Annotated in this window: 14 protein-coding genes; all 14 read right to left on the reverse strand. The window is 49.9% G+C overall.

All coding sequences use genetic code 11. The annotated features are described in order from the left end of the window. Window positions 1-52 precede the first annotated feature (52 nt). Window positions 53-1,786, reverse strand: a complete 1,734-nt coding sequence (locus NUV48_14510) for a pyruvate formate lyase family protein (protein ID MCR4443343.1) — start codon at window positions 1,784-1,786, stop codon at window positions 53-55. 195 nt (window positions 1,787-1,981) lie between these two features. Continuing rightward, complete coding sequence (locus tag NUV48_14515; protein ID MCR4443344.1) at window positions 1,982-3,481, reverse strand: FAD-binding protein; 1,500 nt, start codon at window positions 3,479-3,481, stop codon at window positions 1,982-1,984. A 59-nt stretch (window positions 3,482-3,540) separates the two neighbouring features. Beyond that, a complete protein-coding gene (locus NUV48_14520) occupies window positions 3,541-5,910 on the reverse strand; it encodes a formate C-acetyltransferase/glycerol dehydratase family glycyl radical enzyme (protein MCR4443345.1) in 2,370 nt (789 codons plus the stop codon). A gap of 59 nt (window positions 5,911-5,969) precedes the next feature. Next, window positions 5,970-6,890 (reverse strand): glycyl-radical enzyme activating protein, encoded by a 921-nt coding sequence (locus tag NUV48_14525; protein MCR4443346.1) that lies wholly within the window; start codon window positions 6,888-6,890, stop codon window positions 5,970-5,972. Window positions 6,891-7,026: 136 nt separating this feature from the next. Then, entirely contained in the window at window positions 7,027-7,794 is a 768-nt protein-coding gene (locus tag NUV48_14530) for a glucose 1-dehydrogenase (GenBank protein ID MCR4443347.1), read from the reverse strand. 15 nt (window positions 7,795-7,809) lie between these two features. After that, window positions 7,810-8,664 carry a 3-keto-5-aminohexanoate cleavage protein gene (locus NUV48_14535; GenBank protein ID MCR4443348.1) on the reverse strand — a complete coding sequence of 285 codons (855 nt, stop codon included), beginning with the start codon at window positions 8,662-8,664 and terminating at the stop codon, window positions 7,810-7,812. A gap of 23 nt (window positions 8,665-8,687) precedes the next feature. Beyond that, entirely contained in the window at window positions 8,688-9,446 is a 759-nt protein-coding gene (locus NUV48_14540) for a cyclase family protein (GenBank protein MCR4443349.1), read from the reverse strand. Between the two features lie 20 nt (window positions 9,447-9,466). Beyond that, a complete protein-coding gene (locus tag NUV48_14545; GenBank protein MCR4443350.1) occupies window positions 9,467-10,453 on the reverse strand; it encodes a 3-hydroxyacyl-CoA dehydrogenase family protein in 987 nt (328 codons plus the stop codon). After that, window positions 10,446-10,778 (reverse strand): hypothetical protein, encoded by a 333-nt coding sequence (locus tag NUV48_14550; GenBank protein ID MCR4443351.1) that lies wholly within the window; start codon window positions 10,776-10,778, stop codon window positions 10,446-10,448. Before NUV48_14550 ends, NUV48_14545 begins: the two co-directional genes overlap by 8 nt. Window positions 10,779-10,780: 2 nt before the next feature. After that, window positions 10,781-11,620, reverse strand: a complete 840-nt coding sequence (locus NUV48_14555; protein ID MCR4443352.1) for a nicotinate-nucleotide pyrophosphorylase — start codon at window positions 11,618-11,620, stop codon at window positions 10,781-10,783. A 25-nt stretch (window positions 11,621-11,645) separates the two neighbouring features. Beyond that, the gene (locus NUV48_14560; GenBank protein ID MCR4443353.1) at window positions 11,646-13,064 is read right to left on the reverse strand and encodes a hypothetical protein; all 1,419 of its coding nucleotides are present in this window, start codon (window positions 13,062-13,064) and stop codon (window positions 11,646-11,648) included. Continuing rightward, window positions 13,057-13,677 (reverse strand): 4Fe-4S dicluster domain-containing protein, encoded by a 621-nt coding sequence (locus NUV48_14565; protein MCR4443354.1) that lies wholly within the window; start codon window positions 13,675-13,677, stop codon window positions 13,057-13,059. Before NUV48_14565 ends, NUV48_14560 begins: the two co-directional genes overlap by 8 nt. Window positions 13,678-13,747: 70 nt before the next feature. Continuing rightward, window positions 13,748-14,671 (reverse strand): molybdopterin-binding protein, encoded by a 924-nt coding sequence (locus NUV48_14570; GenBank protein ID MCR4443355.1) that lies wholly within the window; start codon window positions 14,669-14,671, stop codon window positions 13,748-13,750. Between the two features lie 123 nt (window positions 14,672-14,794). Further along, complete coding sequence (dctP, locus tag NUV48_14575) at window positions 14,795-15,865, reverse strand: TRAP transporter substrate-binding protein DctP (protein MCR4443356.1); 1,071 nt, start codon at window positions 15,863-15,865, stop codon at window positions 14,795-14,797. Window positions 15,866-16,074 lie beyond the last annotated feature (209 nt).

The raw sequence follows: 16,074 nt of genomic DNA on the forward strand, positions 1-16,074 counted from the left end.
GCGTTCCTTTCAACGCTTGTGCTGTTTGGCCCCCTGAACATAGCAATTAGCTCTAAACGATTTTTTTGTCTTCAAACACAACTTTTTTAATCGCAGCCAGGGCGTCTCCCACATTTGGAATCCCAGACAGCGACACGGCGTAGGCGATATAGGGAGCGGTCCCGCCGTTAGTGCAGTCGAGTCCTTTTTTGATGCAGTTGTGGTAAAATATGGACTGAAACGGCACTGGGCAATACTCGGCAAAGAGCTGCTTGTCGACATTGCGGAAGACAAGGGCATAAGGTATCAGCGCTTCAACCTGTTTCTTGAAGGCGTCCCAAACCTCCCCGAAAGACTTGAACTTGCGCGCATCGCCTGTTGGCGGCCCTACTTGCATGTCGTTGACCATTCTGGCGACGCCGTTGTTTAACGCCAAATCCAACATCAGGGGCAGATTGACCATCCCCCCGGGAACATCCAACGAATACCCCGGAACCGTCGGGGTGTTGCAGCCGGTAATTATGTACTGCCGCGCAAGCTCTGCCGGTTTGCCGTCATTCATCAGTCCCTTGATAACAGTCTCGTCGCTTAGGAACTTAACTTTCCCCTTTAACGCGTTCGCCAACTCGCATGCTTTTATCACAAACGCATCCGGGGTCTTCTTGCTGATTCTGACGATAATATCCTCACAGCTTAAGGCGATTTCTTTTTCCGCTTCAAGGAAAATATATGACAGTTCGTTTACCGCGTCTTTTCCATCCTTGGTCAAGCCGCCCAGGACAAAATTCACCGTCATCGAGAAACCCGCAAAAAAGTTTGCCGCTTCCGTAGAATAGGGAATGCACAACCCGTTGGCTTTTATCAAGAACAGTTCAATCAATTCCAAAGCAGCTTCAGGGGTAAGATTACCCTCTTCAATGTCTTTCTTATAGAATGGGTAGAGGTACTGGTCCACCCTCCCAAAACCGTTGCCGGGGCCAATTCCTTCAATCATGACAATCAGATAGCCAAACCATGTTGATTGCAGCGCTTCGTAAAAGTTGCGGGCCGGATTAAGCGGAACCCAGCTGCAGGTTTCCGCTATTTTTTTAAGCTCAAGCTTCCTTTGTTCATCGGTTTCTTTCGCGGCCAGACTTTCGGCCAGTTCAGCATAACGCTTCACAAACACCAGAGCGGCATCAAGCGTAATATTGACAGCCTTCAGAAAATAGTACTTTTTTAAGTCCTCCATTTTTACAAGGTTGACTTTGGCCAGTTCTTCTTCAACCTCTTGTTTAATGCCCTTGATTCCTTTTTTAATCAGGATCTCGTAGTCTGCGCTGGAATGGCCGAAGTATTGGTTGTTTCCGCAAAATGCGCCGCCGCACTGCACAATGTTGTTGAATTTCAATATTTCTTCAGGAACCCGTGCCTTCCACTTATCAAAAAGCGATCTCCCTTTCCAATATGCAGCGATCTCCTTGATTTTCGCTTTTTCTTCTTCGGTTAAAGGCTTGAATCGATCAACAGTTCTTGTCGACAGCAAGTCCCTTTCTTCCGCATACCAGGCTGCATTCAGTTCGGGCGTCAAGATGCCGGCTCTCAGTTTGCTGGAGCCGCGACCAACAATCAGCTCGCCGTCCTCAATACCGATGGTCATTTCCTTCAAGACCTTTTCCAGGGCCTTTGCTCTTCTGATTATTTCCGGTTGGCCTTCTGTTTCTTGATAGGATTGCGTCATGAGATAGCCTCTTTCGACGCAGATCTCCGGCCTGGTAACCATGCTCTTCCTCAGTTTTACCACCCTGTCGCTTGCTTTTGTTCCCATCTCTTTCGCCCTCCTCTCCAGACTATAATATTATACCAGCTGCCGCTTATTCTATTTGCCTACAAAATAAATAGTAGCAGCTGTGCTAAAAATGTATCGATTTATGAACATTACGCCAAAAATGCATGTAAAAACCATTCCGGCAAATTCAAATTTCTGTATTAATCGCCATCTTGCATTCTTATGGGTTCACATTCATTTTGCCGCCAAGATTGCTTTGGCTGCGTTTTCTGCGGCTATGCGGCCGGAAGAGATCGCGAAGCGCATGGAGTGGCTTGCGACCGCAGCCGCATATGTATCCGAATCGATGCCGCCAATATCTGCACCGGCTGCATAGAATCCCGGCAGAGGATTGTCATTTTTATCAAGCAGTTCCATTTTCGTATTGACCTTTAGAGGCCCACACGTTACCAGCATAGCCATCGCGCATTTGCTTGCATAAAAAGGCGGCTTAATTAGAGGAATTAAAGCCTTGGGGTTCTTGCAGAACCAATCATCATGCCCTTTTGCACAGAAAGAGTTGTATTCGGCGATTGTCTCGTTCAGAACGGCGGCATCTGCTCCTATCCACTCGGCTATTTCTTCCCATGTGCCGGCGATTTTCACGTATCCTGTTTCGACCAGTTGGGCTATTTCTTTTTCCAAATTCTTGTCTTTGTACGCGTGCCATCTAAATATGCTTGGCGTTTTATTGACTATGTGTTCCTTTATGTTTTCGGCAAAAAGAATATAGCAGGTCTTATTAGGCAGCCTGTACATGCTGTTGGTGGCATTGATCTTCGATTCGTCAGCAAAACGCACGCCTTTCGGGGTCACCCATACAAGCTCCGGATTCCTGGCATTGTTCAGAAAGTCTTTGTAAGGCGAAGGCGACATCCCCAGGCATGGAATTCTGTTTAAACTCCATTCGAAAGCAACTGTGCCGTCCGGCGCCGCACCCGCTTCAAAGGCCATTTTTATTCCGTCTCCTGAACGGCGGAAGCCCAGAATGACCAGATCGTTCAAGGTGTTTTCATCGTAGTTGGGAAAGTACCTGGACATGAGTTCCTTATCGCCCATAAACCCGCCGGTGGAGATGATTACCCTTGTTGAACGAACAATCAGCTTCCCTCCATCTTTTGTTTCGGCGAGTACTCCCGCTGCGGCCCCCGTTTCGTCCTTTAGCAGCTTTTGGGCCGGTGTATTGCATAATATCCGTATGCCTTGCTTTTTGCATTCCCTGAGGAGAATTTTCACCAGCCTCCCTTGCATGTTCCCGCGCATGGCTTCCGGGTTTTCGATGTAATCCTCCGGTTCCATTTTTGATTTCAGCCAATCCGACAGCTCTTCGCTTTTATTGATCAGCGTTCTGATCAGGCGTGCATCACCGCGCCAGTGGTTCCATTCCATGGCAGCCTTGAAGTTGGCGTCTGTCCGAATGGTGTAATCGGGGTCAATGCGCGGATCACCGTCGACAATCCTGTTGTCATCCATGCAGGGCAGCTTCGGAGGACGCCCGTCCCAAGATATCATCAGGTCTGGAAATATCGCGTTCCCGCCGGGCGCATTCATTTTCTCCAAAACAACCACATTTTTTACACCCTTGTCTCTTGCCTCGATAGCAGCGCTCAATCCTCCTGCTCCGCCGCCGATTATCGCCAGGTCGGCCTGTATTTCTTCAATTTTTGAACCGGTCACGCCCATACCTGTATCCACCTCTTTCCTCATTGATTGTTCTGATCTGTCCATCCCGGCACACCAAGCATGAGAGACGTTCAGACTTCCTCGAACTCTGTCCGGTTGATAATGTCGTTTTGCAACTCCGGACTCAATTCAACAAAGTAGGCGCTGTATGTGGCCACCCTTACCAGCAGGTCTTTGTATTTTTCCGGATTCTTTTGGGCGTCTTTCAACATTTGAGTGTCAACAAAATTAAATTGAATCAGGTTCCCCCCAATTTCACAGAAGGTCCTGAGGAGAGAAACAAATTTTCTCATTTTCGGCTCATCTTTTACTGCATCCGGGTTGAACCTCATATTCAAGATGGAACCCCTCAGTTTGATCTGATCCAGCTTCGCCACTGATTTCATGGTGGGTGTGGGTCCGGAAACATTCCTGCCCTGGTAAGGTGATATACCGCCTTCGGACAGCGGTTCGCCGGCTTTTCTCCCATCCGGCAGGGCTCCCACTACCCAGCCCAGGGGAATATTGGCGGTCATCGCGACAGTCGAGGCAACACTCTGCCGCCCGGCAAAGCTTTTATGCTTTCTGATTGTATCGCAGGCGTGAATAAGTACATCTTTCAGGATCAGGTCCACATAGTCGTCATCGTTGCCAAATTTTGGGGCCTGCTGCAACAGGTGGCGAATCCTCTCTTCGCCTTCAAAGTTCTTTTCCAGGGCGCTGACCAATTGCCGCATGGTGATCTGCCGGTCATCAAACACCACTTTTTTGACGGCCGCCAGCGAATCGCCGACGTTGGCTGCCCCGGCAATCGCCGTTATGTGCGTATGGTATGGATGCGTTCCTCCCTGGTAGATGTCCAGACCCTTTTCAAGGCAGTGATGGAAAAGGGCAGATTGAAACACGACCGGGACCTCCGCAAAGAGTTTCATGTCTGCGTTCTTGTAGAGAAAAACGACCGAAAGCATGTGTTCGACCTGTTTTTTATAGGCCTCCATGACCTCTTCAAATGTTCTGAACATTGCGGGGTCGCCTGTTTTAGGCCCGATCTGCTTGCCTGTTTGCCGGGAAAAACCATTGTTTAACGCCAAATCAACCGCCAGCGGGAGATTGAATATTACTCCCCCCAAATCATGAGAAAAGGCTGGTATGGTGGGATTATGACAACCAGTAGAGATATAGTCGCGGGCATATTCCAGGGGTATCCCGCAATTCATCATTTGCGGGATGGAAGTTTCGTCGCTGACAAACTTGATCTTGCCTCTCAAAGACACTGCCGTTTCAGCCGCTTTCATCACAAAAGACTCCGGGTTGATTTTATTAATCCTCACCATAATCTCTTCGGCGCTTAATCCCACAACTCTGTCCGCTTCCAGAAAGAGATAAGATAGCTCGTTTACTGCATCCCGGCCGTCCCTGGTCACGCCGCCCAATGTCAAGCCCTGCATGATAGGATAGCCACCAAGGACTTTTGAAACGTTCTTATCCGCCAGGGCCACGACGCCGTTCATTTTGATGAGGAGCAATGAAAGCAGTTCATGCGCTTCTGCATCGGTGATGACCCCTGCCTCAACATCTTTCTTATAGAACGGGTACAGGTACTGGTCGACTCTCCCCAGGCTCATCCCGGCGCCCCATCCTTCTATCATCAGGATGATATAAACAAACCAGATTGATTGGATTGCTTCATAAAAGTTGCGGGCCGGGTTAGCCGGGACCCAGTTGCAGGTTTCGGCTATTCTTTCCAATTCGGATTTTCTTTGCGGGTTGCTCTCCTGTTTGGCCAAACCGGCGGCCAGCTGCGCGTATCTTTTGGCAAAGTTCTCTGCAGCTTCCAAAACAATCTTGACGGCACTGTAAAAATGGTATTTGTCAAGATTCTCCATCACGCTAAGGTCCAGTTTCCCCAATGCTTCCTCGACTTGTCTCTTTATATCGTTTAACCCCTTGGTAATAACCCGCTCGTAGTCAACAGCGACATGGGCCATATGGTGGCTGTTTTCACTGAAACCAGCCGTCCCCTGAATGATATGGTTTAATTCTTTTGCCTGCTCCGGTACCAAAGCCTGCCACTTGTCGTACAGGGCTTCCCCTTTCCAATAAGCAACGACTTCTTTCAATTTCGCCTTTTCTTCTTCTGTCAAAGGGACATACTTATCCCACTCTCTTGTCGCTACGGTATCCAATTCGTCCAGGATCCACTCGGATGAAATTTCCGGAAGAACTGCGCCAGCGCGTACTTTGCCCGTAGCCCAACCGGCAATCAGTTCTCCGTCTTCGATCCGAATGGTCATTTCTTTCAAGATCTTTTCCAGGGCTTTTGCCCTTCTGATTGCCTCAGGCTGACCCTCGGTCTCTTGATAGGACTTGGTCATGAGATACCCGCGTTCAACACAAATTGCAGGTGTCGTGAGCATGCGCGACCGTAATTCTTTTACCCTTGCGGTGGCTTCAAATGCCATTTCTGTTCACTCCCAGCATGCAAAAATTTGCGATTATCAGGGCCAAATATCCAAATCAACTAACCCCCTATCTGGGTGTTCAAACCATAGTGTTCAAAAAGGGCTTTGATTTCTTCCTGGCGTTCAGGGGGAACCGGTCTGACCTTCAATTTGTATTCTTTGCCAAGCTGCTCATATTTTACCTTCCCGAATTCATGCACCGGCATAAGATCCACCCGCTCCACCGATTTCAGCCCAGCCAGGAATTCAGCCGTAGCTTTCAGATTTTCTTCCGAATCATTGTATCCCGGAACCACGGGAACCCTGATAATGATTGGTTTTCCCGCATCATTAAACCGTTTCAGGTTTTTTATAATCGGTTCGTTGGAGACGCCCGTGTTTTTCAGATGTCTCTCCGGATTCATGTCTTTGATATCAAACAGCAGCAGGTCTGCCTCTTCCAGGCATTTTATGCCTTCCGGCGAGGTGGTGTATCCGCAGGTGTCAATTGCCGTATGGATGTAGTTCTCCTGGCACTTTTTGATTAGTTCCAGGGTAAACGCCGGTTGCCAGGTCGCTTCGCCACCCCCTATTGTCACTCCTCCTCCAGACGAATTGTAGAACTGTTGATCCTTTTTTACGTTCTCCAGGATTTCTTCAACGGTATAGTATTTTCCGAAACATTCCAAAGCGCCTGTATAGCATACTTCAATGCATTTTCCGCAATTTGTGCACAACGTTCTGTCAACATAAAGCTTTGCCTTATCCTGTTCTTCAGCAAGCCGGATTGCGCCAACCGGGCAGACAGGAACACATCTGCCGCATCCGTCGCACTTTGCAGCAGTCACCTTCAACTCGGGATGGAATGCCTGCCCCTCCGGGTTACAGCACCAGGCGCATTTGAGTGGGCATCCTTTTAGGAATACCGTAGTCCTTATACCGTAACCATCGACAAAAGAACCGTGAATGATATGAAAGATAAGCCCTGTTGTTTGTTCCATATAATATTTCCCTTCTTCGTTAGTAGCGCTCCCGCAGATTTACCCTTCAACTGATCCCCACACACTTCAGGGGATAAAGAGGATAGATGATCTGTCGGGGTGATACATGTACTGCGTTAAGGTCGGCAAGGCGCCGTTATCCGATGGCGGTAAGGCCGCCGTCAACATATATGATTTGGCCGGTAACGAAATCCGAAGCCTCGGAAGCCAAAAACACCGCCGCGCCGACAACGTCCCTGGTCTCTCCCAGCCTCCCCAGCGGAATATTCTTAAGATAGTTTTGAGTCCTCCCCGGTTCCTTCATCTGTTTTTCCGTCAGCTTGGTGGCAATCAAGGCGGGCCCGATGGCGTTGACCTTGACATTGTAAGGGGCCCATTCGGCCGCCAGCGTCCTGGTAATCATATCCACCGCGCCCTTGCTGGCGCAGTAGGCGCTGTTCCCGCCGGCGTTCGCCCGGATGCCCCGCACCGAGGACACGTTGATGATTTTCCCGCTTTTCTTTTCCACCATGACCCGGCCAAACTCTTGGCAGCAGATCATAAAGCCTTTCACATTGACCTTGAACAATTTGTCCCATTCGTCCATGGGAAATTCAAGGGCCGGGCTTTTCAGGTTGTAACCCTGGGAATTAACCAGGATATCAATTGTGCCAAACTCGTCAAGCGCTGCTTTGACCAGCGCCTTTACGCTCGCCTCGTCTGCCGAATCGACCTGGAATATTTTGATGTCTTTGCCGGTTTCCGCTTTTATTTCGGCGGCGGCCTCTTCCAGGTTGGCTAGGTTGCGGCTGGCGATGCCGACTTCGGCTCCGTGCCCCGCCAACCCGGCGGCGATGGCCCGGCCGATGCCTCCGCCGCCGCCGATGACCACCGCCTTCTTCCCGCTCAGATCGAACAGGTTCATCGCTTATCCCTCCATTTACAGGACTTTTTTTACCCCCAGGATCTTCCTGGCTTCGCCCGGCGTCACCGGCTCCAAATTCAGTTCCCTGGCTATGCGGACTGTGCGGGCGACCAGCTGGGCATTGCTCTTGGCCAGTTCGCCCCGGGCATAGAATATGTTGTCTTCCAGCCCGACCCTGGCGCATCCCCCGATGATCATGGCCATGGTGGTGATGGGCAGCTGGGCCGAACCTACGGCGCAAACATTGAAGTAGCTGCCCTCAGGCAGAAACTGTTTCATGGACATCAGGTACTCCGGGGTGGCGTCCACCGCTCCCTGGTATTTCATGCCCAGCACGAAGTTGCAGTAGTACGGCTTCTCCACCAGGCCTTTTTGAATCAGGTTTTCCACATCCCTGAACATGGAATGGGAATAGCATTCCATTTCCGGCTTGATGCCAAGTTCTTTCATTCTGGCAGCCCATATTTCAATGTCCTTGGTCAGGTTGGAAAAGGGGGTTCCGGCAAACGCCCCGGCCTGGCGCATGAGGGTGCCCATGTTCAACGAGGCCATTTCCGGCATGGCTTCGAGGCATTTAACCCTTTCTTCGATGGTCAGGTTTGCTCCCCCGCCCGTGGAGTCCTGCAGGATTATATCGCACTTTTGGCGTATTTTTTCGTGGATCTCGGCGAACACTTCTTTGGCGCCGGTCGGTTTGCCGTCTTTGTCCCGGGCATGGATATGGACGATGGCCGCTCCTTCGTTGTAACAGTCGTACGCTTCTCTGGCGATTTCATCAGGCTGTTCCGGCACGTTGGGGTTCATGTCCTTGGTGACAAACGCCCCGTTGACGGCAGCAGTGATGATGATTTTTCCTTTCGGCAGCTCCATTCTTTCACCCGCTTGTTCTTTTTTTATTCAACTTCGGTGATGGCCACCAGGCGAACTATGGACGCGTCCCCGTTTTCCCACCGGATGGGGAAGCCGGCCAGCAGCACGCGCTTGCCGGTAACCTGGTCCATTTCCCCGCCGCAGTTCTCATAGCCGGCAATACCGTTGCCGAGAAGTATTTTGTGGCAAGGTTCGTACTCGGGGTAATCCTCGATGGGGTCTCTGCCCGTTTCTTTTTTGTATTCCCTGTACAGCCAGGGCATGGTCTCCTCCAGCGGCGGATGGGCCAACGGGTGGTCCAGGGCGCCCTGGTCCACAGCCACGGCCTTGACGCCTTTTTCCACGAACCATTCGGCCGCTTCGCGGTACAGGCCGCCATAATAGTTCATATATTCGTAGTTCTTCACCCGGTATAGTTTGTGCCAGCCGGTGTTCAGGACGACAAAGTCGCCTTTTTGGATTTTGGGGGTAACGTTTTCCAACATTTGGGGAGTGATTTTTTCCCACTTCTTGGTCGGCAGGTAGACAACCACGCCTTCGCCGTAAAAGGTCTCCAGGGGCATTTTCTCAATGGTTATCCCGTCCTCCAGCACATGGAACGGGGCGTCGGCATGGGTAGAAGAGTGCATTTTCAAGGTGAGCACGGCGGTGGATTTCCTCTGCCGTTCGTGGTAGGCCACTCTTTCCACCCGGATGTCCTGCATGAAACCAGGCCACGGCCACAAAGGGACGTTTTGCCCCAGCGGTTGAGACAGGTCGTAGATTTTGTACTTTTTGCTCATGATATTTTCCTCCTTGATGTTTATATGTGTTTATATATTAAATCTTTGGTCAGCTTAAACACGTCCAATAGGGCGTTGTCTCTTTCCCTTAAAATGTCTTCCAGTTTCCGGCCACGGTAATCATAGAAGCCTTTGCCCGACTTGACGCCAAGTTCTCCTCTCTCCACTCTCTCGAACAGGCTCTTGGGCCTGTTATCTACAGGCGCTTCAAGAAAATCCTGGTTTTGAAGGTTGCGCGCGCTCAGGTCCAGGCCGGTAAAGTCATACCTTTGCACAAAGCCCAAAACCATCGCCCGCGGGATGATGCTGGCCTTGACCGCCATGTCCAGTTCCTCCGGCGTGATATAGCCGTTGTCCAGCAGGAAAAACACTTCCCGGCCGATTATGCGCAGCAGCCGGTTGATCACAAATCCGGGAACAAATCTTTGCAAGACCACCGGCACCTTATCCAGCCTTTTTAAAAACTCCACCAAAAATTTCACTGTTTCGTCGGAGGTTTCCGGACCCCTGACCACTTCCACCAGGGGAACGACATGCGGCGGGGCAAACCAGTGAGCGATGGCGGAATTCTTTTGCCTTTTGGCGGGAAGAACTTGAAAAACATTCAGGTAAGATGTGTTGCTGGTAAATATCGTCCTGGCAGGGCAAATTTCGTCCAGCTTGGCGTACAGTTCTTTTTTGGCCGCAAGGTCCTCCACGATCGTTTCCACGACCAGGCCGGCGTTTGAGGCCGCTTCTTCCAGCTCCCGGGTGGGTTTTATCCTGGACATGATGTCCTTGATGCTGCCTGGTTCCAGCAGACCCCGCCGGGCAAAGGTGTTCAGGTTTGTTTCGATAACGGGCAGCGCCCTTTCCAGCGTTTCTTTCTTGCGCGTATAGAGCCCTGTTTCCAGTCCCCCGGCGGCAAAAACCTGAGCCAAGCCCGGCCCCATTGTCCCTGCGCCAAATATGCCCACCTTTTTTACTCCTTCGATTTCCATGTCAATTACCTCTTTTGTTTTATGCATTGGCCACGATCACCAGGACTCTGGCGGCCACCGGACCGTTGACGCTGATGGACCGTTTTTCTCCCGGCGCGATATAGACCATGTCGTTTTCTTGCAAAACGTGCTCCTCTTTTTCGCCTTTGACGGTGATCGACCCCCGCAGGACGCAGTAGATCCTTTCTTTGTCCGAGGAGGTCATGGCCGCGCCGCCGTCAGGCAGGAACTCGGAAATGGACACGTTGAGGTTCACCGCCCCTTCCGGCGGCCCAAATTTCCTTATCCCCCACATGTTGAAATGGTTCTTGGCCTCGTAGACTGTGCCTTCGTTGGCCTTAATCAAAATCACTTTTATCCACCTTCTTCCCCACGGGTTATTTGTTGTCGCCGGAGAATGCCCTGCTTAATGTCCAGGCGAAAATCCAGTATTGGCGCATCAATAATTGCCCTGCCCACATCGACGATGTCTGCGCCGGCTTCTATCAAAGCTGCCAGTTTTTCTGCAGTTACATCGCCTGCAAAGCCGATTTTCACCCGCTTGCGCCAGTTGCCGTCAGTGCCTGCCTTGACCACGGCCTGCAAATCTGCAATTCTTCCTGTGTCTACCATCAAAATGCCTGCCCCTGCCTCAACGGCTTCATTGGCTTCGTCGGCAATCGGGCCAAACTCACCCCTCAGCTGAATCACTACCGTTCTCCCAGGCAGGGTTACCGCTCTTTTGACGGCCCTGCCAATCCCGCCAAGCATCCGCGCGTAGTTCTTATCTAAATACACGAATGGTTCTTCCGCCATCCGGATTCCTGCGCCGCCTATGGCGATGGCTTGTCTAAGTTCCTCTTTGGTTTCCGGAAAAACTTTTTTCCAGGCACCGCATACAACCTTGATTCGCCCTCCTGCCGCTTCCACCATCTTCCGGGCCGAGGTCGCCACGCCCGATGGCTTTCCGATGAGTCCCAGCAGCTTTTCTTCGGCCAGAGTTACTTGGAGCGGATCTCCACTCGCTTTGAAGACCGTGGTTTTTTCGCTGAGCAGCATCCCGTCGGCTGCAGCCCAGAGATTTTTAAGTTTTATTTCTTCAGCTGTTTTTAACAACTTTTCCGAGCCAGCAAAGACGCCCTTCTGGTTTGAAGTAATTGCAAACCTAAATTCCTGGTCAATTCCCTGGAAAACATGCGCCCTGACATCTATCACCGTTCCACCTCTTTTGCTGCTTAGCTCACATTTTGATGCCGCGTTGTTTCAACCATTTAGGCATCAGGGCCTTTACCTCTTCGCTTACATCGGCCGAATTCTCAAGCATAAATTGACGCAAGCTCTCGCTGACATTAACACCGCCCTGCGCGCCATCAAAAACCAACACATGCTCGGTTTTGGTCACTTTCTTGGCGTACCTCATCGCATGGTCCAAATCCCACGCGATTACCGCATTCTTCATATACTGATTGCTGCTCTCGCAATGCTCGAATAATTTGGCTAAAGCTTTGCCTACCACGATTGTCGGTATTTGTTCAGAATAGAAATTGGATGGAAATCCTTTATATGAATAATTGTTGATCATTATCTTGAGCGCCGGATTGATCGTTGGAATCCAAGCAACCGTCTGCCTGCCGTGCTCGTCATACGTCTGTTCCGAGACGGGGCCATAAGGCGTAACCGGCTGTGACAAATCAAAAATATCCACGTTGGCCTGCATGAAATTGGCAAAAATCAATCCCGCGCCAAAGGTGTAGGGAATGGGGCATGGGCAATCAATAACCACAATACACTCATCAATTCTATTTAAGCAACGAAGCCATTTACCAAATAACTCCAATATTTCTGCCGTGATCCTATCACTTTGCTTTATCAAATCGATGTCTGAATCAAAGCCAATAATTCCAGTCGGGCACACCTTCATAATAACCGAACCGGCGAATTTCTCCTGTACAAAGGGCGACTCATAAATAGCCCGTGCTATAAAGTTTGCCGCACGCGATCCCATATTCGAGTGGTAGGTCGATCTGGTCTCTATCCTGGCGTACGACATGCCAAAGGGTTTTAGAATACGGTCGATCATACGATGTAAATGCACTTCCCGCACATCGTCGTTATGAGCGTGAATAATCCATTTGGCATCATACGCCTTTGCCAGCCCATACAAAGGACCCATTATTGTTTCAATCTTTATCGGCCGATCTATTGGAGCAATGCACTCCGCCTTGCCGTTGAAGTACTTATCCAATTCAAAATGCTTAATATACTCTTCGCTTTCGCGAAAACGAACGCCCACCCCTGCTCTAAGCCTGATATCGGTTGCCCCGGTCCTGGCCTCCACTTCATCTTTGATCGTTTTGATCATTTCGGCAAACGGCCGGCCACCCGCTATGGTAAACCCATGGTGCGACGTCAATATGTTCACGCTGTCTCCGGGTTTGATTCTGGAGAAATCTATGTTTTGGAGAGACTTCTTGACTTCTTCCCGAATCACCTCAAGTTCAGTTCCCGTATAGATGGGATCAGGAATCTCCGGGAATAATTCCTTAACAAGAATGGACGTCATCCCAGGCAATTCACAAGCCCTCTTTTTCAGTTCATGCGGCGCAATGCCATATTGTGACACCCTCGGTTCTAAGGGTTTAAGCGTTGGTCTAAGCATTTTTATTCCTCTCTTTCAACTTAGCCTCAAGAATATCATCCAGGAATTTTCTGTCTTCTTCGAAGAAATATCTGCTCCCATATTTTTCAATCACTTCAGGGTTGAGGTTCCATAAGGTTGCTGTAGGCCCGCGCCATTGGTAGCCATCGGCAGGGTCGGGCGGTTCTATGCCAGCGGCTTGCAGCAATCGATAGATCGGTCGGGGGCAAGCTATCTTGCAACCGATCCCTGCACCTGTTTTTAGCGTTACTTCCGCCGGCGTCCTTGCTCCATCCAGAATAGCAGCCGCCACTTCGCCAGCCCGTGTATTGCTGCAAATGCACACAATCATATCCGGACTGTATTTCGCCTTGATGCAAATATCCCATATTTTATCTTGATCAAATCGATTAACATCCATCCCCACCTCTATGGGTTCCTCAAGTGGTTCCATGGTGACGGCGTATTGCGGGCATCTTTGGTGGCAATTGGTGCAACCGTAACATTTTGCATAGTCAATCACAGGCTTTTTGTTTTCCATGCTAATCGCAAATGTAGGACAAACACGATAGCACGTCCTGCAGCCGTTGCACTTATCCAAATCGATTACGGCTTTTTTAGTTATACTAAGCATTTTCGGCCTCCTATCCTCCAAGTTTTTATTTTTTAATCATGATAATTCCATTTTTTAGCCAACCTCATCATTAATTATGATGATGAGCAGGCGCACTGCCGGCTTTAAGTTTCTCGCGCAAAGCTTCGGCAATTTTTTCCGCAAGCGCATATTTGCCTGGCTGGTTGGGAATTTCCTTCAATATGACTTCCAATGCGGTTTTGACTTCATCATTTGGCCCAGGCAAAGCGATTATCAGTGTTTCATTCATTTCACCTACAGCTATGCGCACACCTTCCTTGCAGTGCCGCCCGGTACCTTTTTGATACCGGACGATCCAGGGAGTAGCCGCAGCAGGATCAAGCCGCAAAATACCCTCGATGGTATGGTCCTTGTCTTCGGCTCCCACTCCGCCCGTTGAAATAATCAAACCATATCCTTCGTCAACAGCCCGGAAAAGCTTATAATAAACATCGTCTGGATCGTCATCGATGACCGGTCCGATATCCGCTTGATAGCCTCTTCGCCTGAAAGCCTCGGCAATCATTTGCGAATTCGTATCTTTGATCATGCCTTTTTTTATTTCAAAGCCTGTGGGAAAAACCTTAACGCGCCGCGCGATCCGGTTTCGTATTTCCCGAACCATTTGTTCTGATCTTTGTAAAGTCTCCTCAACCTCTTCCGGCGGCAAGGAGATTAGTCCCAAGATACCGTGGGAATGAATCCCGGCATTTTCGCCCAATCTGACACCCGGTATTTGGGCCAGCCGCTGCAATAATTGTTCCTCTTTGCCTGCAATATCCCTATTGTTTACAACCCGCTTCAGTATATCCATGGTAATATGGCTATCGCGAACATCCACCACCAGCACCTGGTCCCTTTCCAGGTTTAATACCTCCGCGGCAGCCCTGGCAATCTCGTTTAAATCAGCACCTTCCATGCAGATGTCATCAACCCATAGTTCGGTTTTTTCCAGCAGGTTTATTTCCGAAACGTCATATCGATCATCAGGCAATTCTAGCACCTCTTTAATTACGCAAAATACGCAGGTTTTGGAACGGCGTCCGGCCCACTTTTGGGGGTTAATTAAAAGCGGAGCCGAACGCCGTTGCAGCTGCTTTCTATTTGGTGCCCTTAATCACTTAAGCAACTCTTGCAACCCGTTGTAGACCTTGCGGGCCGGCAAACCTTTAGCCTCAACGCCGCTTATCCACTTTTCGTTAATGGGCTCAAGCGTCTTTTCCCACAAAGCCGTCTCTTCCGGGGTTGTTTTATAGATAATCTGGCCCATCCCTTTTTCGAGTTCTTTATACTGTCCTTCTTCTACCAGGTACTGTTTGGCCCTCTCCATGCCTGCCCAGTCAAACCCTTCCACAATTATCTGCTGGAGGTCGGCAGGAAGGCTGTTCCATGTCTTAAGATTGATCAAGTAACCCATGGCAATAGACCCCAGCCCGCCTTCTCCCATTTCCGTGTGGTATTTGAACACCTCGTGCGTCTTGAAAGTATTAATGGCTACATAATGGGTCAATATGCCGTCGGCGACGCCTTTTTGCAGGGTATTGTACCAATCGCCCCCGCCCACGCCGCTCATAGCGCTGCCGCCATTAGAAGTGACAACGCTGCAGAGCTGCTCGCCCTCGGCGATTATGACCTTGCCCTTGAGGTCGGCCGGAACCTTGATTTGTTTTTTGGTGGTGTGGACATAGGTATGGGGCATCGCCGTTAAGCTCAGCCACCTTACACCGTTCTTTTCATTCTCTTGCTGAAGTTCCGGGAATTTTTTCAGGAGTTCCCGGTAAACATTGGTCGTCTTGACAACATCCGGCAGGCCAGGCATTGGTAAATTGAAAATATAGTTGAGTTCTTGAACACCCGGGGTAACCCCCACTGTATAATAACCGATATCGGCGACACCAGTGGCCACCCCTTTGTAGGTATCAACGTTCTTTAGCAGCGTGCCGGAATAATATGGGGTGATCTTGATTCTTCCTTTACTGTTTTCCTCAATCCTTTTCATTCCCTCGGTTTCGACTTTGGCCAGCAGTCCCCCCTCCGGGTTCCAGGAACTGAACTTTAGTTCGTACACCTTGGCAGTATCGGGAGTTGAAGGTTGATTGCCGGTCTTGCTGCTGCACCCAGCCACAAACATGCTGCTGATCAATACTAATACGCACGCCGACGTTAGCAAAACAAGGAGCTTTTTCATTTTCATCCCTCCATAATCATATTTACGGTTTCCCCTCCCAGCATGTCTTGCATCTAAACCTTAATAATTTTTCCCCGATACCCTCCCTCCTTTCTCAGGTTTGCATGTTTTCACGCCGCAATAACCCGCGTAATTGGTTTACACAGCATCACCTGCCAATTTAAAAATTTCCTTGTCTTAAAATAATCCTATTTCACCAGGTACAGAGA

Source organism: Peptococcaceae bacterium, assembly GCA_024655825.1.
In the GTDB taxonomy this organism is placed as follows: Bacteria; Bacillota; Peptococcia; order DRI-13; family PHAD01; genus JANLFJ01.